The following is a 26,714-nucleotide window of genomic DNA, read 5'->3' as shown; positions in this document are numbered from 1 at the left end:
ATAAATGAAAAACTCTGTACTACTAAACGTTAAGTTGATAGTTTTCATACTATTGACCGTATCAATTAACCCACAAGTTTATGGGCAAAATAAAAAAGCATCGAAACAAGATAAGACGGTAATCTTATATGTTACCCGCCATGGTAAGACTATATTGAATACCATGGATAGAGTGCAAGGTTGGGCAGACACCCCTTTAACACCCGAAGGAGTGGAAGTGGCTAAGTTTCTAGGGGAAGGAATTAAAGATGTAAATTTTAAAGCAGCTTATTCCAGTGACTTAGGACGGGCCAGACAAACAGCTCGTATAGTCTTAGATACTAAAGGTCAAGAAAAATTAGCAATAACAGAAGTACCTCAACTAAGGGAAACCAATTTTGGTAGCTACGAAGGTGATTTAAACTCGAAAATGTGGGGGGATGCGGCTCTCTACTTACACTATAAATCATCAAAAGAACTTTTTGCCGATATGGCAAAAAATCCTGAAATATTAAAGAAAGCCATGAACACATTTAAAACGTTAGAAACCTTAGGAATAGGAGAAAATTATGAAGATGTTAAAGCGAGAGGACAGAAAGCCATTCGTGAAATAGCAGAAAAAGAGGCTTTATCAGGAGGAGGAAACATATTATTAGTCGCTCATGGAATGGCAATTAGCGTTTTTCTTTCAGATTTAGACAGTAGCGGTAAAAAAATAACAGGTACACATATGGGAAATGCAGCAGTTTCCAAGGTAATCTACAAAGACGGAAAGTTTACGATTGAATCTTTTGGAGATATGAGTTATGTGGAAAAAGGAAAAAAGGTATTAGGCAAATAAAAATAAATCAAATAAGAAGTTAAAGATCAATTAAAATTTACTGCATTCTAAATAATTGAATAAGATGTTTTATACGCATACGCATTTACATAATAGTATAAATACTTTAATTTATTTGTAATATATGGTTTTCATGAAAAAACTATCATTAAGTCGGCTTAAAAATTTTTAGTGTTTGATACTGTTATAATTCATCAATTTCAAAGAACATAAAACTCTGTGTATATAAAAAAGAGCAGAGCACGAAACCACTGAAATAAAATTTATAAAAGATGAGAAATAAAAAAAGTATATATTCATTATCAGTACTTTTATTACTGATAAGTACCAATGAAATATATAGTCAAAATCAAACAAAAAATGATACGATAAAAGTAGACATAGAACAGAAAAATGATAGGAATGTCATGTTAAATGCAGCAAATAGTACCGGTCCCAGGGATGTAAATATCGGTCTACCCGCTTCAGTAGGAGGTACTACTATTCTTGAGAATGGTCTGCCGGTAGTATGCCACTATTGGCCGGAACTACCTACTAAAGCATGGAGATCCGATGTTACCCTTAATCGTACGGGTTTATTTGACTTAGGACAAACCTTTATCAATATTGGAGATGTAGGTTTTTCCTTAAATACGTTTGATAATCTAGGCACAGATAAGCTTCAAGGTATAATTAACCTGGAATCCAATCATTTTGGATTAATGAGAGGAAGTGCAAATGTGAGCGGACCTATAAATACTAAGGGACTTAAATATTCAGCCGGTGCTTATCTGAGCTTTGATCCGGGAACTTTTAAACCATCAATTATAGATAAATATTATGCCGATAAAACTCAAATGTATAAAATGGCCTTAACTCAAGACTATAAATACAGAGGAGGAGAAGGATCTGTTTCAGTATTATATAAATATGTTAATGTTAAAAATCTAACGTATAATTACAGCCCTTTTATGTATGGAAAAGATGGGGATGTAAGTGAAATATCGGGATTTAAAATTGGGCGGAAATCGTATCATGAAAGATCCGGAAAAATAACATTAATGGATGCTTTTACCGGAAATTTGGTGGAAAAAGATATATTAGACGATTTCGGAACAGAATCCCATACAGTTGATTTACTGGGTAATAACAAATTTGATAATGGATTTTATTTAAATTACATGGTTCGTTACCATTCATCCAAAGTGGGAATTTACATACCCATTATGGCAGGAGTTTCCGAAGCAAAACCGGGAGAGTATGTATATGCTGATACGGGAGAAGCTTATATGGGAAATAACGCACAAGGGGTATTAATATTAGCAACCAGAAAAACTCCTGTTAAATCTATAACGGGTACTGTTGAATTAGGTAAAAAGATAGGAAACCACGATTTGAAAGTTGGTTTAAACGAATGGCATTATAAAGTGGATAAATATGCTACAGAATCTGCTATGTATTTTCAAGAGGTGGCACCGAATCCAAGAAAATTAATTCAAGTAGGAGGTACGGCAAATGCCAATGGAGATTTTAATTTAAATCAAGGATTAGAATATCATAATGGAAATGAAAATAAATTAGCATTATATATATTAGATAAATGGTTATTGGCCGATAAATTAGAATTAAATTTGGGTGGACGTATTGAGTATCAAGCATTACGGGGAGATTACCAGGACAGAAATTTAGGATTGCAAACATTAACAGGACCTAAAATTGATATTGATAAAGATTGGGTTAATCAATCCTATATGTTAAATGCGGTATATAAAATGACCCCTAAATTTGGTTTACTAGGTGAGGTTAATTACAATGAACAAGCCGGACACTTAGAATACTATAACATTGGAGTTGATCCTAAAATTAAAAAATCTAAAATACCTACTGCAGGGTTTGGAGTATATTTCAATCATCCGTTAGCAAGTATAGTTTCTAAGGCAACCTATATCACCCGTAATGAATATCGTTCAACAGTAAATTTTTCCAATCCCAATAATCCGGGAGAAGTGAAAAGAGAAACTACTAATTATGATATTGAAACCATAGGATGGACTACAGATATCATATCAAAACCCATAAAAAACTTTGAATTACACTTTTTGATCACTTTACAAAGTCCAAAATATAAAAATTTTGTCGGAGAAGTTAAATTTAAAGACGGTGCAGCAGCTAAATATGATTTCACAGACAAATATGTAACGGGTATTTCTAAAGTTTTATTAGAGATTGATCCGAGCTATGTTTGGAAAGATTTAAGGATTTGGGCGAGTGCAAGATATTTCAGTAAACAATATGCGAACAGACCGAATACAATATATTTTGCAAGTCGTTGGGAAACTTTTGCCGGGTTACAATATGCTATTACCAAAAACTTAAGTTTTTCTTCAACTGTGATAAATTTATTCAATCAAAGGGGAGCTAAAGGAGATATGGGAGATTCTGATTTGATTTTAACTTCCGAAGAAGCTAAAAAGAAGGAAGGAACTATTCTTTCAGGAACATACATCCGTCCTTTTACAGTTGAGTTTGGTCTTAAATACTCATTTTAACCTATAATAATAATTAAAAAATAATACTAAATATGACTAATAAAGAAAAAAATTACGCATTACCTATAGCAATGATGTTTGCCCTGTTTTTTATGATTTCATTTGTAACAGGCTTACAAAATCCGATGGGAATAATTGTCAAAAATCAATTTGGGGCATCCAACTTTATGTCTCAACTGGGTAATGCCGCAAACTTTATAGCCTATGCATTTATGGGTATTCCGGCGGGTATGCTGTTACAAAAAATAGGATATAAAAAAACAGCCTTAGTAGCCATTGTGGTTGGATTTTTAGGCGTTGGAATTCAATACTTATCCGGAGGAATGGAAAGTTTTGTTGCCTATTTAATCGGAGCTTTTGTTTCCGGTTTCTCTATGTGTATGTTAAATACCGTTGTAAATCCTATGTTAAATACGTTAGGAGGAGGTGGTAAAAAAGGGAATATTTTGCTACAATTAGGCGGTTCAATAAATTCAATGGGAGCAACTATTGTACCTGTGTTAGTAGGATATTTAATCGGAAATGCATCTCGAGCAACCATAAAAGAAGCAAATCCCGCTCTTTTCTTGGCTATGGGGATTTTTATCCTTGCCTTTATCGTGTTGTTGTTGGTAAATATACCGGAACCTTTTTTAGATAAAAAAGAAAAAATTGAAGGAAAATATAGCGCATTTTCATTTAGACATTTTTGTTTAGGAGTAGTAGCCATATTTATATATGTAGGTATTGAAGTAGGAATTCCCAATACCGCCAATTTATTTATGACTTCTGCACCAGACAAAGGAGGTTTAGGTATTGATACAACTGTGGCTGGAACGGTGGTAGGAACCTATTGGTTTTTAATGCTCATTGGTCGATTAATAGGAGCATCATTAGGAGCTCGAATTTCCAGTAAGGCTATGTTGGCCTTTACTTCACTTCTCGGTTTAATATTCATAATTTTAGCAATTATTAGTCCTATTTCTTCTACGGTAAGTATGCCAGTATTTAAATCGGATATATCTATAGGTTTTGCAGAATTACCTATTACCATCGTATTTTTTGTATTGTGTGGTTTGTGTACTTCCGTAATGTGGGGAGGTATATTTAATTTAGCGGTAGAAGGATTAGGAAAATACACATCAGCAGCATCCGGAATTTTTATGATGATGGTATGTGGAGGAGGAATTTTGCCCCTCATACAAAATTATTTTGCTGATTTATTTGGCTTTTTATCCAGTTATTGGTTAATTATCATAGAATTTGCTTATATCCTTTATTATGCATTAATCGGAAGTAAAAATGTAAATAAAGATATACCCGTCAACTAATCATATTTTTATATAAAGATCTATTCCCCTAACATTTTAGGGGAATTTTTTTATAGGTAAAACCGCATATTTTAAACTACAGAAATTAAAAAACCTACGAACATTCCACTAAATACTAAAAGTAATTTTTGCCAATTTAAAGAATGCTTCTCATTACTTTCAAATATAATCACAGAAGAAATATGTAAAAAAATTCCGGCTACGATACCCAATAATTTAGGATAAATATGAGGATCTAAGAATGAACCAAAGAAAGCCCCAATAGGAGCTGAAACGGCAAACAAAACGAGAATAGAGAAAGAATATATCCTTTTAATAGGTAAAGAAAATAAAAAAGTAGATAAAACAATGGATTCCGAAACTTTATGGATGCTTAGCGCCCATAAAATATTTGATGAATGCATGGAATGATCATGAGCACCATGATTATGTATATGATGAACTTCCAATGGAGTTCCTTCTAAAAATGAATGAATAAACAAACCCAGCATTACACTAATCGGAATAACGCTGTCCGTATGATGTTCCGAGCTGTGTAAGTGACCGTGTTCGATTCCCTTAGATAATCCTTCTAAGATTAATTGTATGGAAACCCCGATAATAATCCATATTCCTGCATTTATTCCTCCATCTATATACAAGGAAGGAAACATGTCTAATACAGTAATTGCTAAAAGCAATCCCGCACTAAACATTAAAAGTTGTTTATTAAATTTTGAATTATTTTGGAAAAAATAAGCTATTCCTGCTCCGATGATTACAGCAGAAATCAATACGATATAATCCATTTATTTTTTAAAAATTAAAATTAGACGGGGAGAATTTTTTTCTTCAAATGGGAGAAGTTGATAATCACCGAATACATTTTTTAAAGTAAATCCTACTTTTTTGGCCAGACTTTCAAAATAATTCAGTTTAAAAGTTCTTACTCTTTCTTGAAAATGAAAATTTTTACCTTTATCTTGAAATGTAATATCTTTTATAATAAATCCATCTTCAATTTTCCTCTGCAGATGAAATAAAATACCGTCTACTTCTTTGTCCTCTTGTTTAACTAGTGTATCCATTGCTAAGGAAACATTCATAAAATCCATCACAAATATTCCTTTACTTAACAATTGTTCAAAAACAGATTGAAAAACTTTTAAATTATCTTCATCATCACTAAAATAGCCAAAACTGGTAAATAAATTGAAAATGGCATTAAAATGGTTCGGGAAATTACTTCTTCTCATATCTGCAACAAAGAATTTAAGATGTTCATTTTCAAAACTCTTTGCATAAGCAATGCTTTCCGGTGCAAGGTCAACGCCGATAACATCGTATCCCAATTTATTTAAAAAAATACTATGTCTACCTTTACCACAAGCCAAATCTAAAATTTTACTTTCCTTACGTAAGGCAAGATATTTTAATAAATTCGTTATAAATTCTTGAGCTTCCTGATCATCACGATTTTTATATAATATATGATAATAAGGAGTATTAAACCATTCTGCAAACCAATCCATACCTCAAATTTAATACAATTTTTTTACCTATTAATAACATTATTCCTAGAATTAGTAAGATTTTTTATTTATAATAGATAAGTCTTATTTTAACTTATTTTAATTTTAAAAACTGAAAGATCACTACTAGTAGTAATTTATATTGTATTATAATTTAATAATTGAACCGGGAATATAAATTTATACGGCTTTGTGTTCATGATACTCGAATTCATAGGGGAACAAAAAATTATTTGGATTTAACATTTGATTTTATTTTAATTGTTAATATTTTTTACTTAGGATTTTTGAAAAGAAAATTAGTTTTTTTGATAGTAGTCAATTGAAATATAGTTGGTTAATAAATTAAATAAAGGTATAATAAACTATTTTTTTAATTATTTATATTTCTATGAGCTAAAAGGTAATAATTTTTAATAAATATTGATTAACTTAAAGTAAATCAGTAAAAAAGAAGATAAAAATTAAGTTTAATTAAAATTTTTTTAGTATATTTGCGCCTCGATTTGGCGAAAGTAAGAAAATCGTAATAACATCAAGTATAACCACTTCCTAAGCATCAATTTCGCCTTTATCTTACATTGAAAAGCAAAGGAATACAATGTTTATAAAAATATGTCCGAAGAGACTAAAAATTTAGTAGAAGAGCAAGAAACTCTTAAAAATGCAAATGTTGCTCCTGAGCAATTTGACTGGGATTCTTTTGAATCCGGATTAAATGCTGAGGATAGAAAAGAAAAGTCTGAGTTAGAAAAAATGTATGATACTTCTTTGAGAGAGCTTGACGAAAATCAAGTTTTCAAAGGTAAAGTTGTTCGTATTACTGACAAAGAAGCAATCGTTGATATAAACTTTAAATCAGAAGGAGTTATCTCTTTGAATGAGTTCCGTTACAATCCTAATCTTAAAGTTGGAGATGAGGTTGAAGTTATGGTTGCTCAAAGAGAAGATAAAACCGGTCAATTACAACTTTCTCATAGAAAAGCAAGAATGCTTAAAGCATGGGATAGAGTTAATGAGCTTCATGAGACCGGCGAAATCGTTGAAGGTTATGTAAAATCAAGAACTAAAGGAGGAATGATTGTAGATGTATTTGGCATAGAAGCTTTCTTACCGGGTTCACAAATTGATGTAAAACCAATCCGCGATTACGATCAATACGTAGGAAAAACTATGGAATTTAAAATCGTTAAAATTAACCACGAATTTAAAAATGTAGTTGTTTCTCATAAAGCATTGATCGAAGCAGATATTGAAGATCAGAAAAAAGAAATTATCGGACAACTTGAAAAAGGTCAGGTATTAGAAGGAGTTGTTAAAAATATAACTTCTTACGGAGTATTTATTGATTTAGGAGGTGTAGACGGATTAATCCACATTACAGACCTATCTTGGAGCAGAATAAATCATCCATCTGAAGTAGTTCAATTAGATCAAAAAGTTAATGTGGTAATTCTTGATTTTGATGATCAAAAATCTAGAATCCAATTAGGAATGAAACAATTAGAACCACACCCTTGGGATGCATTAGATCCAAACTTACAAGTTGGAGATAAAATCAAAGGTAAAGTAGTTGTTTTAGCAGACTATGGAGCTTTTGTAGAAGTTGCACCGGGAGTAGAAGGATTAATACATGTTTCTGAAATGTCTTGGTCTACTCATTTAAGATCAGCTCAAGATTTTGTTAAAATCGGAGATGAAGTAGAATGTGTTATTCTTACCTTAGATAAAGAAGAAAGAAAAATGTCTTTAGGTATGAAACAATTAACTCCGGATCCATGGACTGATATAACAGCAAAATATCCAATTGGTTCTAAACACAAAGGAACAGTAAGAAACTTTACCAATTTTGGAGTATTTGTTGAATTAGAAGCTGGAGTAGACGGGTTAATTTACATTTCAGATCTATCTTGGACTAAGAAAATTAAACATCCCTCCGAATTCTGTTCAGTTGGTGACGTACTAGATGTAGTAGTATTAGAATTAGATACTGATGCTAGAAGATTGAGCTTAGGTCACAAACAATTAACAGAAAACCCTTGGGAAAAATACGAAGTTAAATATGCTGAAGGAACTGTACACACAGGTAAAGTAGTTCAGCTATTCGACAAAGGAGCTACTGTTCAATTTGAAGATGCTGAAGTAGAAGGTTTCTGTCCATCTAGATTATTAGAAAAAGAAGACGGTTCCAAAATTAAAAAAGGAGATGAAACTGAATTCAAAGTAATTGAATTTAATAAAGAATTCAAAAGAATTGTAGTTTCTCATACCGGAACTTTCCGTGAAGAAGAAAATAGAGAAGAAACTGAAAAACAAGTTAAATCACAAAATCAAACTGTTGAAAAATCTACTTTAGGTGATTTAGACGAATTACAAGAATTAAAAAGAAAAATGGAAGAAGGACAATAATCCTTATAATACAACCATTTCCTAAAATAATTCATAAAGAACCGTATTTATTTACGGTTCTTTTTTTATTTAATATAACCAATATGTAAATTTGTTATTTAGATTAACTTATTGAATATAAATTTATTACCTATTATACCGCCTCTTTATATTTTATCTTTAAAAAAATAAACTTTATACCGGAAAAAATTTATATATAATTTTGTACAATATTTGTAATTATATAAAAATTAAGTTTAATGATAAAAGTTTAAATATGAAGGTATCATTTTTTTCAACACAGCCCTATGATATAAAATTCTTTAATGAATGTAACAAAAATTTTAATTTTGATTTAGAATATTTTGAACCCAATTTGGATGAACATACAGTCAATATAATTGAAGAAGGAACCGATGCCATTTGCGTTTTTGTAAATGATAAATTAAACGAAGGGGTAATTAAAAAACTAAAAAAAAGAGGAATTAAATATATAGCATTAAGAAATGCAGGATTCAACAATGTAGATTTAGAAGCTGCAAAAAAATATGAAATAAAAGTATGCAGAGTTCCTGCATATTCTCCTCAAGCAGTAGCAGAGCATACATTGGCGATGCTTTTAACCTTAAACAGAAAAACACATAAGGCATATAATAGAGTTAGAGAACAAAATTTTTCCCTTAATGGATTATTGGGTACCAACATCTATAAAAAAACGGTGGGTGTTATAGGAACAGGTAATATTGGTAAAGTATTTTGTAAAACAATAAAAGCCTTAGGGACAAACGTATTAGCTTACGATGTCTATCCCAATGAAGAACTAAAAAAAGAAGGATTTCAATACGTTACCTTAGAAGAGTTATTAAAACAATCCGATATAATTTCTTTACATTGCCCTTTAACCCCTGAAACACATCACATAATAAACAAACGTACGATAAGCTTAATGAAAAACGGCGTGTATTTAATTAATACCAGTAGAGGAGGTTTAATTAATACACAAGATATTATTGACGGATTAAAATCTAAAAAAATTGGTGCATTAGGGATTGATGTTTATGAACAAGAAGATAAATTATTCTTTAGGGATTTATCTGAAACCATCATTGAAGATGACAAAATACAATTATTACTTTCGTTCCCTAACGTTTTAGTAACGGCGCATCAGGCATTTTTCACAGAAGAAGCATTAACACAAATAGCATTAGTAACATTAGATAACTTAAGACAGTTAAGCAATAACAACAGTATTGAAAATAAAGCGGCAGAATTAGTATAGGTAGCGAAACTTTATTTTCATTTTTGAAAGCTTAAAAGAAAATAAAATCGAATTTCAACTTCCTAAAGAGTAAAAAATAAATTCAATATATATTATATTTCTTTATAAAATAAAATATATTTTAAGTATTTTTTTTAAAATTATAAATAATTTGATAAATGTTTGATATATAAATAAAAAAAACGTGATTTTATCAGGTGATTTTAGATAAATAAAATAAAATGTTATTTTTATTAATCAAATTTTGTTTTAATAACTTATAATTCAAAAAAAGTACTTATTTTTACCGATGTGAAGATAAAATGAGAATCGATACTAAATTTTTTCAAAAAGAAGCATTTTTTGTAGCGCAGGAATTATTAGGGAAAAAAATCGTAAGAGCTTATGATTCCGGAGAAATAGTAAAATATACTATTACGGAAACAGAAGCATACGGAGGAGAAGAAGATTTAGCCTGTCATGCAAGTAAAGGTAGAACCAAAAGAACAGAGATTATGTACCATGAAGGAGGAAAAGTATATGTTTATCTGATATATGGAATATATTGGATGCTAAACTTTGTTACGGGTAAAAAGAACGAACCTCAAGCAGTATTAATAAGAGGCGTTGAGGAATGTTCCGGTCCGGGACGAGTTGGCAAATTATTACAGTTAAATAAAGATTTTTATGGAGAAGATTTAGCTTCTTCTAAAAAAATTTGGGTTGAAGATTCTCAAATTAAACCAAATTTTATTACCACCGTACGAGTAGGAATAGACTATGCAGGAGAAATTTGGAAGAATAAACTTTGGAGATTTATAATAACTTGAAACTAACAATACTTATGAAGATATTAACATCAACGCAAATAAAAGAATGTGCAAGTCAATTCATTGAAAGTGAAATGACAACATCCTTAGATTTAATGGAAAAATCAGCTTTAGCTTGTTTTGAATGGCTAAAAAGCAGATACTCGAACGAATATACCTATTACATTTTTTGTGGAAAAGGAAATAATGGAGGAGATGGTTTAGCTTTAGCTAGATTGTTGAATAATGAAAATTATAATGTCGAAGCTTTTATTATACAATCCTCTTCTGACTTTACAGAAGATACTCAGATCAATTTTGATAAATTTCCAAAATCAGTAGATTTTATTGAAGGAGACGATTTTGAAGTTAATGAAGAAAAAGCGATTATTATTGATGCTTTATTTGGTATAGGATTAAATAACAAATTGAAAGGAGAAGCAGAAAAAATAGTTTCAAAATTAAATGAAATCAATGCTATAAAAATTTCAATTGATATACCTTCAGGATTATTTACAGATTCACTTCCTGAAGAAAACCAAACGGTGTTTAGGGCAGATGAAACCTTGACTTTTGAATTTTATAAAAGATCTTTTTTACATCCTGAAGCAGCACAATACGCCGGGAAAATACATGTACTGGATATAGGTTTGGATAAAAAATTCATTGAAAATGAACAAACCGATAATTACCTTATAGAAAATGATTTTTTTGAAAAAAATTATAAAAGAAGAAGTCCGTTCAGTAATAAAGGAACTTTCGGAAAAGCCATAATAATAGGGGGAAGCTATGGAAGAATGGGATCTATAACCTTCTCCACCTTGTCTGCTTTACGCGTGGGTACCGGATTAGTATTTACCGGAGCTCCTGAATACGGCAGTTTAGTACTTCAAACCGTTGCTCCCGAAGCTATGTTTTTCTCATGCGGAGATAAATACATAGAAGATATACAAATTCCATTTAAAAATTATACCATTGGTATAGGCCCGGGGCTAGGCACAGAGGTTTTAACAAAAATGGCATTTGAAAAAATGCTGCAAAATGAAAAAAATCCGATGGTTCTGGATGCTGACGCACTCAATATAATTTCAGAAAGCAAAGATTTATTAAATTTAGTTCCTAAAAATTCTATAATCACTCCACACCCTAAAGAATTTGAGCGATTGTTTGGTAAAACTAACTCTACTTTAGAGCAATGCGAACTTGCCAGGAAAAAAGCAAAAGAGCATGAAATTGTTATAGTCATTAAAGGACATAACACAGCAATTTTATTACCGGATGGTCTTTGTTATTATAATGCCACAGGTAATGCCGGAATGGCAAAAGGGGGAAGTGGAGACGTATTAACAGGTATTATCACCGGATTATTGGCACAAGGTTATGACTCGAAATTGGCAGCTATTTTAGGGGTTTACATTCACGGCAAAGCAGGAGATTATGCCTCAGAGAAATTTTCTCAAGAAGCTATGACAGCTCAAAGTATAATACAGTGTCTTTCCGATGTTTTCTTGGAATTAAATAAGTAAACACAAATAAAAATAATTTTTTAGTAAACATTACCGGCATTACACTTAATACTTAGCGACATAAGAAATCTATTATTCCAATAGTTTTTAATTCCGGTAATGTATTATTAAATAAATAACTTAATCTTCTGAAAAATCTACGATTAATTTTCGGTATTTATCCAATAATTTAGATTTAGAAAGCATTCCGATAAATTGATCATTTTCAACAACCGGTAGATACAAAGATTTTGACTTATCGAAAACTCTAAAAATAGTTTCATTATCATCAAGTAAAGAAATACACTCAGACGGTTGGGTTATAAGATCAACAATATGTAAACTTTCATAACGTTCCTTATGGAGCAAAATATTAATAAGATCATCCAAAATGATATATCCTTTAAATTTCTGATCCGAATCTTCAACGATAAAAAACTTTTTACTTGAAGAAGGAATTACCTCATTTATAAACTCAGAAAAGGATAAAGATAAAGAAATTTTAACGAAATTCTTTTCTATAAGATTTTTAATATTCATTCTACGAATAGCCTCTTTGTCTTTATTATGAGTAATCATCTCATTATTTCTTTTTAAATTATAGGTATACACAGAATGTTTATCAAAATGATATTTCACAAGATAAGCAATGGTAGAAGTAATAATTAAAGGAAATAATAAACTATATCCGCCTGTAATTTCAGCAATAAGGAAAATTGAGGTCATGGGAGCATGCATGATACCTGCCATTACACCCGCCATTCCCACTAAAGTAAAGTTATGTTCAGAAAGCTTGGTGAAGCTAGTAAGATTAATAATTTTTGTAAATACAAAACCTAAAATTCCACCGGTAAAAAGAGCAGGAGCGAATACCCCTCCAATACCCCCGGACGAAGTAGTAAAGCTACTGGCAACCACTTTTATAAACAAAATGCCTACTAAAAAAAGAATAAGAAAATAATCATTTTCTCTCAATATATAAAAGAAAGAATTTTTTGCTATACTTTCCGGGTGAGAACTCATTAAATGTTGCAGCCCGATATACCCTTCACCAAAAAGCGGAGGAAAAATAAAGATAAGGATACCTACTGCTAAACCGCCCAAAATAGCTTTTAAATAGATGCTTTTACTGGTAGAAAACTTCTTCTCAATTAAACGACCGATTTTTATAAAATACAATGAAAAAAAACCACAAATAACACCTAAAATTATATAGTAAGGAATTTTTGATTTATCGAATGGCTCAAAAATTGCAAAATAAAACGATATATTATCACCTAATAAAAAATAAGAAATTAAAGCCCCTGTGGTTGAAGAAATTAAAATAGGTATTAATGACCACATACTTAAATCGATCATAATAACTTCAAGCGAAAAAATAATGGCAGCTATCGGAGCCTTAAAAATACCAGCAATGGCTGCGGAACATCCACAAGCAATGAATAAAGTTCTTAATTTTAAGTTAAGCTTAAATTCCTGGGCTATATTAGATCCAATGGCTGCTCCTGTATATACAATGGGAGCTTCGGTACCTACAGATCCTCCAAAACCGATGGTTAAACAACTGGCTATAATCGAACTGTATGTATTTTTTTTATCTATTATACTACGTTTCTTGGAAATAGCAAATAAGACTTTTTCAACTCCATGACTTATATCCATCTTAACCCAATATTTAATAAAAATAACGGTCAAAATAATACCGATGGTAGGGAAAAAAATAGTCCAATAATTGAAATTAAAATTTTTATTATGATAAATCAGTTCTTCAGTTAAACTAACTAAATTTTTTAAAATTACCGCACTTATTCCTCCAATTATTCCAATTAATGTACTTGCTAAGTAAATAAATGCTTGAGGATTTTGATTCCTGAATTTTCGTATTACGATGTTATATTTTACTCGTAATTTTTTAATTGAATCCCAATAGGACTCAAAATGTTTTTTTATAATAGATTGATTAATTTTCATTTATTTCATCATCAACATCTATTGAGCCAACAGTGTTTTTATACAAAGAATAAACTATGGCTTGAGAAAAAGAATATGTGAAAATAATACCTACAACACACAAAAAGATTCCTAAAACTTTACTAATCAAACAAGATATTACTAATAATAAAAATACTTTTCCAAATTTCTTATTTACGATTCTAAAACTATAAGTAATAGCTTGAATTAAGGGGACATCATCAATAATTATAAAAGCTCCGGCTAAAATAAAAGCAGGCGTAAAATAAAGAGAAGGAATAAACAAAAAGAAAGTACTAATGAAATGCAAAATTAGTACAATGAAAGCTAATCCAATAAGTTTAAAAAACTTAGTACCTTGATAGCCACTTATAAACTCTTTAAAACTTGCTTTTCCGTTTCTATCTGTTTGATAAGCACAATAAACAACGCCTGCAGTTAAGGGATATAAAAGAATGCCAATAACTGAAGATAATAAATTTTTTACAATTATTAAAGGATTAGATATATAGTTTTGAACTAATGGGATAATTTTGTTGAACGCTTGAGGATTATTTAATTTATTAATCGCTTTAATAAATTCCAGATCAATTATATTAGTTCCTAGATAGCGACCCAATAAATTATTAATTAAGTTAGTAAAAATATAGGTAAACAAAATACTAAATACTCCATAAAAAATAATATTTTTCCAAGCGGTAAACCCATCCATAATTACTTGATTAACAGATAAATTATAACCATTCTCCTTTAATTTATCTAATTTACTTTGTAGAGTACTATTCATAAATAATTTATTAGCTTACAAAATTAAACAAATATTACCTATAATATATATATTTAGGCGCATTTCGTAAGGGTAAGCCCGTTAAAAATAAACACCTGAAAAATAAAATATAAAAACCATTGGAAAAGCTAAGTAACTATATTATTACGATATAATTAATAGGATTATATATTTTAAAAAAATATAAATTTATGGATCTGTAACATTTAATTTAAAAATATACTAATTAAGTGATTGTCTATAAGTTAATAAATTAGTAACCCTATATATTTTTATCATATAAACTATAGGTGAAAAATAGTATCTATGTTATAAAATAAAAATATTTACTTTTGTATGTCAAAATATTATTAAAACAATGTCACGAGAAAAAAATTTAAGAGAAGCTGCTTTAGAATATCATAGTTCCAAACCAGAAGGTAAAATAGAAGTTATACCTACCAAACCACATTCAACTCAAACAGATTTATCATTAGCCTATTCTCCGGGAGTGGCGGAACCCTGTTTAGAAATACAAAAAAATAGTGCAGATAGTTACAAATACACCTCAAAAGGAAATTTGGTAGCAGTAATTTCCAACGGAACCGCCGTGTTAGGGTTGGGAGATATTGGTGCAGATGCCTCTAAACCGGTTATGGAAGGTAAAGGTTTATTATTTAAAATTTTTGCCGGAATCAATGTTTTTGATATTGAAGTAAATGAAAAAGATCCGGACAAATTTATTGAAATAGTTAAATCGTTAGCTCCAACCTTTGGAGGTATTAATTTAGAAGATATAAAAGCTCCTGAAGCTTTTGAAATCGAAAAACGATTAAAAGCGGAATTAAATATTCCGGTAATGCATGATGACCAGCATGGAACAGCAATTATATCAGCCGCTGCCTTATTAAATGCATTGGAAATTTCCAAAAAAAATATAGCAGAGGTAAAAATTGTAGTCAGTGGCGCGGGTGCAGCGGCCATTTCTTGTACCCGATTATATAAAGCTTTAGGAGCCAGCCCACAAAATATATTAATGTGCGACAGTAAAGGGGTGATATATAAAGGACGAACCGGATTGAATGAAGAAAAGCTTGAGTTTGCTGTAGATACTCCGGATAGAACTTTGGAAGATGCTATGAAAAACAGCGATGTATTTATTGGATTATCTAAAGGAAACTTGGTTTCTCCTAAAATGCTTTTGTCTATGAATGAAAATCCGATTGTTTTCGCCATGGCTAATCCAACTCCCGAAATTGATTATAATTTGGCGGTTGAAACTAGAAAAGATGTTATTATGGCTACCGGTAGAAGTGATTATCCTAATCAGGTAAACAATGTTTTAGGTTTCCCATATATTTTCAGAGGAGCATTAGATGTTAGAGCAACTGACATAAATCAAGAAATGCAATTAGCTGCAGTAAAAGCCTTAGCTGATTTGGCTAAACAAAACGTCCCTGAGCAGGTGATACAAGCCTACAATGTTAAAAATATGAAGTTTGGAAGAGATTATATCATCCCTAAGCCATTTGATAAGCGATTAATAACTAAAGTTTCGATGGCAGTGGCTAAAGCTGCAATTGATAGTGGGGTAGCACAACACATTATTACTGATTGGAATGCGTATGAGGAAGAATTATTAGATCGGATGGGAAGTAACGATGAAAAAATTATAAGACAATTTAAGGCAAAGGCCAAAAGTAATCCAAAAAGAATAATTTTCGACAATGCTGAAGAATACAATGTATTAAAAGCTGCGCAAATCATTGCTGAGGAAAAGATCGCTCAACCAATTTTGTTAGGTAAAAAAGATCTTATTGAAAAAACAAAGCAATACTATAATTTAGAAATTGAGGCAGAAATATTGGATATAGATACGGTTTCGTCTACTCATAAATTTGACAAATATGTAGAGTATCTTTATGATATAAAACAAAAAAATGGAAAAGGAATAACCTCTCAACAACAAGCCGCTCAATTATTAAATAACAGTGAATATTTAGGAGCCATTGCTGTTGAAATGGGTGAAGCAGATTCATTTTTAACCGGATTTACTAAAGATTATACAGAAGCTTTAAATCAAATTATAAAAGTTGTAGATTATTCTGAATCATCAAATATAAAAGTAGCATCTGCCATGGTTCTTCTTTCTAAAAATGGACCGATATTTATTTCGGACACTTCATTAAGCAGAAATCCTTGCAGTAATGACTTAGATTTAACAGTTCAAATTACAGCCGATTTTGTAAAGAAAATGGGTATTGAACCTAGAATAGCTATGGTATCTAATGAAAATTTTGCTGGAAATTCAGTAGCATCTAAAAGTGCTGATGCAGTGGTTAAGAAACTTAACCAAACAAATCCTGATTTGCTGATTGACGGAGAAATTCAGCCCGAATATGCATTAAATGATCAATTAATCAGTGAATTTCCTTTTAGCAAGTTAGGAGGTAAATCGGCAAATGTTTTAATATTTCCTGACATAACTTCGGCTAATTTAAGTGCAAGTTTAGCAAAAGGTATTGGGTCTATAAAATCTATTGGTCCGGTTCTATTAGGATTAGATAAATCTATTCAAATAATTACAGAAAATTCTAAGGTAGAAGATATAGTAAATCTGGCAACCCTTGCTGCCCTTGCTGCTCAAGAAAGAAAATAATTACTATTTCCGTAAAATAAACAAAAATGATAACCCATTTGTCAGGAATTATTTTTGAAATATCCCCTTCCAGTGTAGTTATAGACTGCAATGGAGTGGGGTATTTTGCCACTATAAGTTTACAAACCTATAAAGACATTCAAAACGAAAAAAAAGCCCTAGTATATATTCAAGAAATTATACGGGAAGATTCCCATTCGTTATATGGATTTTCAACTAAAACCGAGCGATCCTTGTTTAATCTTTTAATAAGTGTTAATGGAGTAGGTCCGGCTTCCTCCATTATGATGTTGTCCTCAATGTCTGTATCGGAAATAACCTCGGCTATTTCCGGCGGCAACAACCTGGCACTTCAAAAAATTAAAGGAATAGGAGCTAAAACCGCTCAAAGAATAATAGTTGATTTGCGGGATAAAATTTCTATATTTGAAACGTCTGAAATATTAGATTATAATTTAGGCAATAAAAACAAATCTGAAGCGTTAAGTGCATTGGAGGTGTTAGGTATTTCTAAAAAAATTACCGAAAAAATAATTGATAAAATTTTAAAGGATAATCCGGATATCGAAGTAGAAGAGCTTATCAAGGATACTTTAAAAAAACTATAAACGTTGAAAGTGTTAAGGTATATTCGTGACTATTTGCTATTGGCAACCATATTTTGTTTAAGTGGTAGTGTTTTATTTGCTCAGGAAAATGATGATGAACAAGTTTTGCAATTGGATGACCCTGTAAAATATGAGGCGTATTATGATTATAAAAGTGGAAATTACATATTATATCCCAAGCTGGGAGGTGTAGTTGTCGGTACTCCGATAACTATGACAGCCGAGGACTATACTAAATATGTAATGCAACAAAAGTTTGATGAATATTACAAAGAACGTTCACGTTTACAAGATGAAATAGGAAGAGCGAAAAAAGAAGGAAGAGAAGTAGAAAAAAAAGGTTTTATTCCGGGAATTACGGTTAAATCCAAATTATTTGAGCAAATATTCGGAGGTAATAAAATTGAACTAAAACCTTCAGGATTTGCATCCTTTGATTTAGGAATATTGCATCAAAAAATAGACAATCCGCAAATTTTACCACAAAACAGAAAGAACTTTACCATCGATTTAAGGCAAAGAATACAAATGAGTCTTATAGGAAATGTTGGTAATAATGTACATTTAGGGGTAAACTATGATACTCAGGCAGGTTTCAACTTCGAAAATAAATTAAATTTAGCATGGATTCCGGGCTCGGGAAGTGGGGCGAATTTACCCAATGGGACAAGCGGTGGAGAGGATAATATAATTAAGAAAATCGAATTTGGTAATGTAAATATGCCCCTTAGCACCAGTTTAATTACAGGTGCTGAATCACTTTTTGGAATCAAAGGGGAATTTCAATTCGGGAGAACATTTTTGACTACCGTATTTTCAGAACAACAATCCGAAGCACGAAATATAACAGTTCAAGGAGGAGGAGTAATCAATACATTTAAAATTAAAGCAATTGATTACGATGAAAATCAACATTATTTCTTAACGCACTATTTCAGAAATAATTACGATAAAGCTCTGGAGAATTATCCGGTAATAGGTTCAACCATTAATATCACTAAGATGGAAGTGTGGAGGATCGATTTAGGAAACTCAAACCTTCAAGAGCAGCATCCCGTTATAGCATTAAGAGACTTAGGAGAAAGTACCACGGGACAACTTCCCGATAATTCAAATTTAAATTTATATAGTACCATTTCAAATCTATCGGGAATCAGGGACGCTTCCACAGCATACAATAGCGTGAATGGTGTTTCTTTACCGGTTGTACCCACCTCAAGTTCTTCAGCAACTATGAAGAATTATGAAAGTGGAAAAGAATTTGTTGTTCATAAAAGAGTAAAAAAACTTTCTGAATCAGAATATACTTATAATCCACAATTAGGATATATATCATTAAATCAAAAACTAAATAATGATCAACTTTTAGCGGTAGCATTTCAATATACAGATTCTAAAAATCCGGGCAAAATATATAAAGTTGGGGAATTTTCCAATGAAGTGACCGGAGTATTGATCTTAAAATTACTAAAACCTAATCAAATCGTTTCTCCCGAATCACCTATGTGGGATTTGATGATGAAAAACATCTATTCAATGGATGCATCTCAAATTTCTCCTGATGGTTTTATGGTTAATGTTATGTACCAAGACGCCTCTCAAGGAAAAATCAATTATTTACCGGATCCCAATGTAAGAAATTTACAGTTATTGCAATTATTAAATTGGGACAGGTTAAATCAAAATAACGATGCTACCAGTAGTGGTAAAGGAGATGGTATATTTGACTTTGTAGAAGGAATTACCATAAACTCAGAGAAAGGTAAATTGATATTTACTAAAGTAGAACCATTCGGGGAATTCTTAAAAAGTAAATCAGTAGACGAAAAATTTATATTTGAAAATTTATACAAAAATCTAAAAGGAGGTAATATAGTCACATCAGATCCTCTAGCCAATCGATACACCATTGAAGGTAGATTCAAAGGAAGTATAGGTAACGGCATATCCCTGGGAGCATTTAACGTTCCGAGAGGGTCAGTTAAAGTTACGGCAAATGGTCAAACATTAAATGAAGGAATTGATTATGTAGTAGACTATCAAATGGGAATGGTAACCATTATTAATGAAACCTACAAAAATTCAGGAGTTCCAATCAATATAAGCCTGGAGAATCAATTTGCATTCAATATGCAGAAAAAAAGGTTCATGGGATTAAATGTGGAACATAAATTCAGTGATGAATTTATAGTGGGAGCGACCTTTCTTAATTATAAAGAAAGACCGTTAACGCAAAAAGTACAATTTGGTTCTGAACCGGTTAATAATTCAATGATCGGATTTAATATGATGCTGAATAAAGAATTTCCTTTTTTAACAAAGCTTACCAACTGGATTCCGGGAATTAAAACGGAAGCAGAATCCAATGTAAGTTTTAAAGTAGAAGGAGCAGCTTTATTACCGGGTGAGAATAAAACAATCAATGATAACTCTTACATTGATGATTTTGAAACAACTGCATCAAAAATAAGTCTTAAAGAACCCGGCTATTGGGGAATCGCAAGTAAACCCGAAAAAGGTGGATTTGGTAATACTTATATGAATGATATAAGAAATGGCGATGGAAGGGCATTGATTAGTTGGTATAATATTGACCCTAGATTTTTTGGAATTGGTGGAGGTCAACCATCGGGTATAGATAATAATGCATTATCCTTACACTTACAACGAAGAGTTAAATATCAAGAAATTTTTACGGATAGAGATTACATTGCCGGTGAACAATTATACATGAATACGTTTGATGTTTCTTTTTATCCCAAAGAAAGAGGACCGTATAATTTTAATACACGTAATGAAGATCCTGAATCAGAACGATGGGGAGGTTTAATGAGACCCATATCGGTAACAAATTTTGCTGAAGCGAATATAGAATATCTTGAATTTTGGATGATGGACCCGTATGCTGACAGTAAAACACCAGGATCTAATCCGTTAGGAAATAAGCCTGAACTAATTCTTCAGTTAGGAAATGTGTCTGAAGATGTGTTAAAGGACGGCTTTATGCAATATGAAAATGGTATCACTGAAGACATAAGTCAAATGACAACCACTAATCTTGGGAAACAACCTAAAAATTATCCGTTAGTATATGCTTTTGATACAGAAGGAGAAGCCAGGAGAAAACAAGACGTTGGATATGACGGATTAACAAGTTTTGAAGAAGCAGATTACTATAAAAATAAAGGATACGATATAGGTAGTAACGCCAATTATGTAAATCCTATAACGGGTGAAGTTGACCCGTCTGCAGACGATTACGTATTTTATTTACATGGCGCATGGGATTCTTCCAATGAAAAAAATTCAATCATAGGAAGATATAAATATTACAGGAATTTAGAAGGCAACTCACCTTCAAACTCTATGGATGCTTCTTCAGCGTCTCCGGATACAGAAGACTTGAATAAAGATTTTAACTTAGATGAAACAGAAAATTATACACAATATCGTCTTTCTTTACTAGATTCCGATTTAAGAAATAATCAAAATCCATTGGTTGTTGATAAAAAAGAGGTTGAAGTATCACTACCCAACGGAAAAAAAGGAAATACAACTTGGTATTTGGTTCGAATTCCGGTAAATGCATATGAATTTGGTTCCGCTGAAATTTTAAATAACGTACGATATATACGTATGTTAATGAAAGGATTTTCCAATACTGCAACGTTACGTTTTGCAACTCTAGATTTAGTTAGAAGTGATTGGAGAAAATACGAAAAAAATATTTCCTCAGTTAGTGGAGAAAGCAAACAAGATACAGACGAAGGAAATGCAACCCTATTACCGGTATCAAATGTCATCATCAGCGCTGTAAACTTAGAAGAAAATTCTACATCGCGTCCACCGTATGTATTGCCTCCGGGAATAAGCAGAGAGATTTTAGGTAATACTACCGGAACTCAAATGCAAAATGAATCCTCTTTAAAGTTAGAAATAAAAGATTTAAAAAATTCAGAACCTAGAGGTATTTATAAAAATATTGCATTAGACATGAGACGTTACAAAACATTAAAAATGTTTGTACACGCTGAAAATATGCAAGATGCCTCAAGTAATATTGTAGATAAAGAAGCTAAGTTTTTCATCCGTATCGGTAGTGATTTGTCAGATAATTACTACGAATACGAATTCCCATTAAAATACACACCGAATACTGCTACGTCTGCTGTTGATATATGGCCGATTGAAAATACGATTGAATTAAAATTAAAAGATTTAGTAGCTGCAAAAAATGAAAAAGATAAGAATAACTTATATAATAGTACTGTTCGATATCGCAGTTATGTAACCGGTAGTGATGATAAAATCATCTACGTTAAAGGTAGACCTTCCATAGGAAATGTTAACTCAATAATGATGGGGGTAAGAAATACTTCCAGCATAGACAAGCATGTAGTTTTATGGCTGGATGAACTTCGTTTATCTGATATTGATAACGAAGGAGGATATGCAGCCAATGCAAGTATTAATTTTAATTTGGCTGATTTTGCTCAAGTATCCGCATCCGGAACGTATCAATCGGTTGGTTTTGGAGCAATCGATAGTAAACCGAGTGAAAGAAGCCAAGACGAAACCAAACAATATATGGTAAGTGCTGCCGTAAATGTAGATAGAGTTCTTCCGGATAAATGGGGAATGAAAATACCGGTTAGCATTAGTATGTCTGAAACTTTTATAGATCCAAAATATAATCCGTTGGATAATGATGTGAAGTTAAAAAATGATCCAAGAAAAAATGAACTTAAAAAAGTGGTGAGAAGCTATTCCTCACAAAAAAATATTTCTATTTCGAATTTAAGAAAAGACAGAACCACCGGTAAAACGCCTAGATTTTATGATGTAGAAAACTTATCGGCTTCTTTTTCTTATTCCACTGACTATTTTAGAGATATATATACAACTTATAACATATACCAAAATTTACAAGCCTATATTGATTATAACTTCTCGCCTAAAGGTGTTTATTATCAACCATTTAAAAAAATGAGAGCGGTGCAAGATACCAGCCGATTTGCTAAATATTTAAAATGGTTAAAAGAAGTTAACTTTAATCCGGTTCCTTCTCGTTTATCTTTTAAAGCTGATATTGCGAGAACCTATAATGAATTCCAATACAGAGATATCAATGCTTATCTCAATAATAATCCTAACAGTTATACTCCTATTTTTGCCAATAATTTCTTGTTCGGTTGGCAATACAATATAGGATTTAATCTAACACGTTCGCTTAAATTAGATTTCTCTTCAGGAACAAGAACCATATTAGATGATATAGGAAACGGAGTACCGGATGACGGAATGATCTGGAATGGATTGTTTACTGCAGGAAGACCTATCAATTTTAATCAAAGATTCCAATTAAATTATAGAGTACCTATACATTTACTTCCTTATTTAGATTTCACTTCTATGGAAGTAGGATATACAGGTCAATACGATTGGCAAGCGGGTTCTAATTTCCAAACTTCATACGATCCTACAAATGCCGATCCAAGAAAAAGAAGTTTGGGAAATACCGCACAAAATGCTCAAACTATAACAGTCATAGGAAATGTTGATTTCAGTAAATTCTATAATTATTTCTCAAACTATAAAAAATTTGAAGAAAAAAAACGTAAGAGACAAAGAGAAATAGATTCTTTAAATAGGGCTTACGAAACAAATTTTGCCTTAAAAAAAACTAAATCCTTTAAAAAGTATACTATTAAAAATAAGTATAAGGCTACAGATTATTTATGGATGATTGCAAGTAGTTTTAAAAGAGGTCAAATTCAGGTAAACGAGAATAAAGGAACAATTTTGCCGGGATTCTTGCCTGAACCAAGTTTTTTTGGAGTAGGTAGATATGCCGGATCAACAAGTGGTCCTACATTCGGGTTTTTATTTGGTTCTCAATTCGATTTAAGGAATAAAGCAGTAACAGAAGGCTGGGTTTCGTTAAATGAATATATGACCAGTCCATATGTGAAAACAAATAATTCGCAATTGTCTGCTACCCTGCAATTAGAACCGATTAACCATTTACAAATTGATTTAAATATCATGCGTAATCATCAAAAGACATTATCTCATTCAGGGTTTAATTCTATAGATCCATTAACAGGACAAATTGCTAATACATTCGTCAATCGATCTGCAATGTTCAGTTCTTCAGTTATATCTTTTGCGACTGCATTCAAATCAGGAGATTATGTATATAATAAAATGATTAGCAATTCAATGATTTTATCACAAAGAGTGGCTGCAAAACAAGGGCAACCTTTAGTCGATACTAATAATGACGGATATGTTGATGGTTATGGGTTAACCAATTCAGAAGTTTTATTACCTTCATTTGTATCTGCATTTTCAGGAAGAAGTGCAGGAAGTCAAAAGTTAGGTTATAAACGCAGTATGCCGGTTCCAAATTGGAAAATTACCTATGGAGGATTAAAAAATATTCCATTTATTAATTATTGGTTCAAAGAATTTAGAATTAATCATAGTTATATTTCAAACTATACCGTTAATGGGGTACAAACCAATCCCGATTATTATTTGGCACAAAACGATTCAACAGCACCTGAACGAGATTTAAACGGGAACAGATACAACTATTACACCTACGGAACAGTAGTCATGTCTGAAGGGTTCAGTCCACTTGCGGGAGTAGATGTCACTATGAGAAATAATATCCAAATTAGGATAGCTTACAATAAAGATAGAATCTATTCTTTAGGATTAACAAATTACACCTTACAAGAGGATTATGGTAATGAAGTAGTTTTCGGTCTGGGATATATTGTAAAAGATGTTAAGTTAAAATTGCGTTATCGAGGAGCTACAAAACCGATAACGGGCGATTTAAATATTAGAGGAGATGTTTCTATTAGAGATAACAAAACTACCATTAGACGATTGGTAGAGTTGGATTCTCAAGTAACGGGTGGACAAAACTTAGTTTCATTGAAATTTTCAACAGATTATAACTTTACTAAGAATTTTAATCTTAAATTTTTCTATGAGCAAATGATTACTAAATATAAGGTTTCAACTGCATATCCACTTTCAACGATAAGAGCGGGATTAAGTGCTACATTTACCTTTGGAAATTAATTATATATGTAAAGATAAAACATTCATATGAAGACTCCATCGGATTTACTTTATAGTTCTAAACATGTTTGGATAAAAATTGAAGGTAACACAGCACTTATCGGTATAACTGATTACGCACAACAACAATTGGGAGATGTTATTTATATAGATGTAAATAGTCTCGGTAATCAACTAAAGTTGGATGAAATTTTTGGAACTGTGGAAGCTATAAAGACCGTATCAGACCTTTTTATGCCTGTTGATGGAAAAGTGCTTGAAATGAATCTTGAGCTTGAAAATTTGCCGACTTTAGTAAACACCGATCCTTATGGAAAAGGTTGGATTATAAAAGTTCAAATACAAAATAATACTTTACTAGATCAACTATTGAATGCTGAAGACTATAAAAAACTGCTTACTTAAACAGTATAAAAAAGTACGTATTATACTTTTCTTATATTTTGGGATATTGACATGGTTATTATTACGAGCCCCCCAAGGAAATAAAAATTTATTAAACTATTTTCCTCATTTCAGTGATAAGTTAATCCATACCCTAACATTTTTAGGATTAGCTTTTTTAGCTAAAATTTCATTTCCTAAAAAAAATCAATTGCTAATAATAGGAATAGGTACTCTCTATGGAATTTTGATTGAATTTTTACAAGAATATATGAAATTGGGAAGAACCTTTGAATATTCTGATATGGTGGCGGATTTTATAGGTTGTATAATTGGTTATTATATGGCAAAAAAAATGATTGAAATATTATAAATAATTCTTTTATTTGAAATCAATGATTATTCGAAAATATAATTTCAATCAAAGTTAAAATTTCATAAATCAAAAGAAATTTTAGAAATTTAAAAATACACCCGTTCGCAACATATCGCAGATTTACTTCTAAATTAGATAAAATAAAAATATTTTGCATTTAAATTTTATAATAAAATACTCTTAAAATTTAAGATAAGTGTAAAAACTAAGTATGAAAAGCATTTTTTTATTCTTATAAAAAATAAAAAATAAAATTAGAGTTTATTGATAAAATTGTGTAAATTAGCACGTTGAGATTGTTATTATACTTCCTTCTACTTTTTAATTTGAATAGCTAGTTTTTAGTCTGATTTCTTCTCAATTAATTTTTTACCAATTTTTTAAAATTTTTATATGAACATTTTTATTTCAAACCTGAATTACAGGTTGACCAACGAAGATTTACATGACTTATTTTCAGAGTACGGAGAAGTTGAATCAGCAAAAATAATACAAGATCGTGAAACCGGAAGATCCAGAGGTTTTGGATTTGTTGAAATGGCAGATGCAGAAGCTAAAACGGCTATTCAGGAATTAAATCAAAAAGAATTTGACGGTAAAGTTATTAATGTCTCAGAAGCTAGACCAAGAGATGAAAAACCAAGAAATAACTTTAGAAGAAGTTATTAATTATGGGTTTACTAATTAATAAGTAAAATAAAAAACGACTGAATAGAATTCAGT

The 26,714-nt window shown here is 31.2% G+C and carries 17 protein-coding genes; 13 read left to right on the top strand and 4 right to left on the bottom strand.

Annotated elements, in window-relative coordinates; all coding sequences use genetic code 11:
• Positions 1-4 precede the first annotated feature (4 nt).
• The 3 genes from GYM73_RS06565 (at position 5) to GYM73_RS06555 (ending at position 4,658) form a co-directional block, all read left to right on the top strand.
• The gene (locus GYM73_RS06565) at positions 5-820 is read left to right on the top strand and encodes a histidine phosphatase family protein (protein WP_220233356.1); all 816 of its coding nucleotides are present in this window, start codon (positions 5-7) and stop codon (positions 818-820) included.
• A 272-nt stretch (positions 821-1,092) separates the two neighbouring features.
• Positions 1,093-3,348: a TonB-dependent receptor gene (locus GYM73_RS06560; protein WP_220233355.1), complete on the top strand. Its 2,256-nt coding sequence runs from the start codon at positions 1,093-1,095 to the stop codon at positions 3,346-3,348.
• A gap of 32 nt (positions 3,349-3,380) precedes the next feature.
• The gene (locus GYM73_RS06555) at positions 3,381-4,658 is read left to right on the top strand and encodes an MFS transporter (protein ID WP_220233354.1); all 1,278 of its coding nucleotides are present in this window, start codon (positions 3,381-3,383) and stop codon (positions 4,656-4,658) included.
• Positions 4,659-4,729: 71 nt separating this feature from the next.
• Here GYM73_RS06555 and GYM73_RS06550 read toward each other — a convergent pair whose 3' ends face one another.
• Together GYM73_RS06550 and GYM73_RS06545 are read right to left on the bottom strand one after the other, a co-directional pair.
• Positions 4,730-5,446: a ZIP family metal transporter gene (locus GYM73_RS06550; RefSeq protein ID WP_160542004.1), complete on the bottom strand. Its 717-nt coding sequence runs from the start codon at positions 5,444-5,446 to the stop codon at positions 4,730-4,732.
• Positions 5,447-6,169 (bottom strand): bifunctional 2-polyprenyl-6-hydroxyphenol methylase/3-demethylubiquinol 3-O-methyltransferase UbiG, encoded by a 723-nt coding sequence (locus GYM73_RS06545; RefSeq protein WP_220233353.1) that lies wholly within the window; start codon positions 6,167-6,169, stop codon positions 5,447-5,449.
• 615 nt (positions 6,170-6,784) lie between these two features.
• Between GYM73_RS06545 and rpsA the strand changes: the two genes are divergently transcribed.
• The 4 genes from rpsA to GYM73_RS06525 all read left to right on the top strand — a co-directional run bounded on the left by rpsA (position 6,785) and on the right by GYM73_RS06525 (position 12,150).
• Positions 6,785-8,578, top strand: a complete 1,794-nt coding sequence (rpsA, locus tag GYM73_RS06540; protein ID WP_105297958.1) for a 30S ribosomal protein S1 — start codon at positions 6,785-6,787, stop codon at positions 8,576-8,578.
• A 256-nt stretch (positions 8,579-8,834) separates the two neighbouring features.
• A complete protein-coding gene (locus GYM73_RS06535; protein WP_220233352.1) occupies positions 8,835-9,836 on the top strand; it encodes a 2-hydroxyacid dehydrogenase in 1,002 nt (333 codons plus the stop codon).
• A gap of 302 nt (positions 9,837-10,138) precedes the next feature.
• Entirely contained in the window at positions 10,139-10,645 is a 507-nt protein-coding gene (locus GYM73_RS06530) for a DNA-3-methyladenine glycosylase (RefSeq protein WP_160566823.1), read from the top strand.
• A 14-nt stretch (positions 10,646-10,659) separates the two neighbouring features.
• Entirely contained in the window at positions 10,660-12,150 is a 1,491-nt protein-coding gene (locus GYM73_RS06525) for an NAD(P)H-hydrate dehydratase (protein ID WP_160542008.1), read from the top strand.
• Positions 12,151-12,270: 120 nt separating this feature from the next.
• Here GYM73_RS06525 and GYM73_RS06520 read toward each other — a convergent pair whose 3' ends face one another.
• Positions 12,271-14,100 carry a chloride channel protein gene (locus GYM73_RS06520; protein ID WP_160564036.1) on the bottom strand — a complete coding sequence of 610 codons (1,830 nt, stop codon included), beginning with the start codon at positions 14,098-14,100 and terminating at the stop codon, positions 12,271-12,273.
• Positions 14,090-14,887, bottom strand: a complete 798-nt coding sequence (locus GYM73_RS06515) for a hypothetical protein (RefSeq protein WP_220233351.1) — start codon at positions 14,885-14,887, stop codon at positions 14,090-14,092. Before GYM73_RS06515 ends, GYM73_RS06520 begins: the two co-directional genes overlap by 11 nt.
• 358 nt (positions 14,888-15,245) lie before the next feature.
• Here GYM73_RS06515 and GYM73_RS06510 point away from each other — a divergent pair, with 358 nt between their 5' ends.
• The 6 genes from GYM73_RS06510 to GYM73_RS06485 all read left to right on the top strand — a co-directional run bounded on the left by GYM73_RS06510 (position 15,246) and on the right by GYM73_RS06485 (position 26,660).
• A complete protein-coding gene (locus tag GYM73_RS06510; RefSeq protein ID WP_220233350.1) occupies positions 15,246-17,525 on the top strand; it encodes an NADP-dependent malic enzyme in 2,280 nt (759 codons plus the stop codon).
• A gap of 26 nt (positions 17,526-17,551) precedes the next feature.
• On the top strand, positions 17,552-18,133 hold the full coding sequence (gene ruvA, locus GYM73_RS06505; RefSeq protein ID WP_105297951.1) for a Holliday junction branch migration protein RuvA: 582 nt from the start codon (positions 17,552-17,554) through the stop codon (positions 18,131-18,133).
• A gap of 9 nt (positions 18,134-18,142) precedes the next feature.
• Positions 18,143-25,231: a cell surface protein SprA gene (sprA, locus tag GYM73_RS06500; protein ID WP_255571037.1), complete on the top strand. Its 7,089-nt coding sequence runs from the start codon at positions 18,143-18,145 to the stop codon at positions 25,229-25,231.
• 27 nt (positions 25,232-25,258) lie between these two features.
• Positions 25,259-25,636, top strand: coding sequence for a glycine cleavage system protein GcvH (gene gcvH / locus GYM73_RS06495; protein WP_220233348.1), 378 nt, complete (start codon positions 25,259-25,261; stop codon positions 25,634-25,636).
• A gap of 46 nt (positions 25,637-25,682) precedes the next feature.
• On the top strand, positions 25,683-25,988 hold the full coding sequence (locus GYM73_RS06490; protein ID WP_160566804.1) for a VanZ family protein: 306 nt from the start codon (positions 25,683-25,685) through the stop codon (positions 25,986-25,988).
• A 396-nt stretch (positions 25,989-26,384) separates the two neighbouring features.
• Positions 26,385-26,660, top strand: a complete 276-nt coding sequence (locus GYM73_RS06485; RefSeq protein ID WP_105297947.1) for an RNA-binding protein — start codon at positions 26,385-26,387, stop codon at positions 26,658-26,660.
• Positions 26,661-26,714: the final 54 nt, after the last annotated feature.

The sequence above is a fragment of the Apibacter sp. ESL0432 genome, from assembly GCF_019469225.1.
Lineage (GTDB): Bacteria > Bacteroidota > Bacteroidia > Flavobacteriales > Weeksellaceae > Apibacter.
The sequence above is the reverse complement of the archived record's forward strand: the minus strand, read 5'-3'. Positions and strand labels throughout refer to the sequence as shown.

Excerpts from the sequence above, each read along its gene's own strand:
- GYM73_RS06565 (WP_220233356.1), top strand. The coding sequence starts at position 5 with ATGAAAAACTCTGTACTACTAAACGTTAAGTTGATAGTTTTCATACTA.
- GYM73_RS06560 (WP_220233355.1), top strand. The coding sequence starts at position 1,093 with ATGAGAAATAAAAAAAGTATATATTCATTATCAGTACTTTTATTACTG.
- GYM73_RS06555 (WP_220233354.1), top strand. The coding sequence starts at position 3,381 with ATGACTAATAAAGAAAAAAATTACGCATTACCTATAGCAATGATGTTT.
- GYM73_RS06550 (WP_160542004.1), bottom strand. The coding sequence starts at position 5,446 with ATGGATTATATCGTATTGATTTCTGCTGTAATCATCGGAGCAGGAATA.
- GYM73_RS06545 (WP_220233353.1), bottom strand. The coding sequence starts at position 6,169 with ATGGATTGGTTTGCAGAATGGTTTAATACTCCTTATTATCATATATTA.
- rpsA (WP_105297958.1), top strand. The coding sequence starts at position 6,785 with ATGTCCGAAGAGACTAAAAATTTAGTAGAAGAGCAAGAAACTCTTAAA.
- GYM73_RS06535 (WP_220233352.1), top strand. The coding sequence starts at position 8,835 with ATGAAGGTATCATTTTTTTCAACACAGCCCTATGATATAAAATTCTTT.
- GYM73_RS06530 (WP_160566823.1), top strand. The coding sequence starts at position 10,139 with ATGAGAATCGATACTAAATTTTTTCAAAAAGAAGCATTTTTTGTAGCG.
- GYM73_RS06525 (WP_160542008.1), top strand. The coding sequence starts at position 10,660 with ATGAAGATATTAACATCAACGCAAATAAAAGAATGTGCAAGTCAATTC.
- GYM73_RS06520 (WP_160564036.1), bottom strand. The coding sequence starts at position 14,100 with ATGAAAATTAATCAATCTATTATAAAAAAACATTTTGAGTCCTATTGG.
- GYM73_RS06515 (WP_220233351.1), bottom strand. The coding sequence starts at position 14,887 with ATGAATAGTACTCTACAAAGTAAATTAGATAAATTAAAGGAGAATGGT.
- GYM73_RS06510 (WP_220233350.1), top strand. The coding sequence starts at position 15,246 with ATGTCACGAGAAAAAAATTTAAGAGAAGCTGCTTTAGAATATCATAGT.
- ruvA (WP_105297951.1), top strand. The coding sequence starts at position 17,552 with ATGATAACCCATTTGTCAGGAATTATTTTTGAAATATCCCCTTCCAGT.
- gcvH (WP_220233348.1), top strand. The coding sequence starts at position 25,259 with ATGAAGACTCCATCGGATTTACTTTATAGTTCTAAACATGTTTGGATA.
- GYM73_RS06485 (WP_105297947.1), top strand. The coding sequence starts at position 26,385 with ATGAACATTTTTATTTCAAACCTGAATTACAGGTTGACCAACGAAGAT.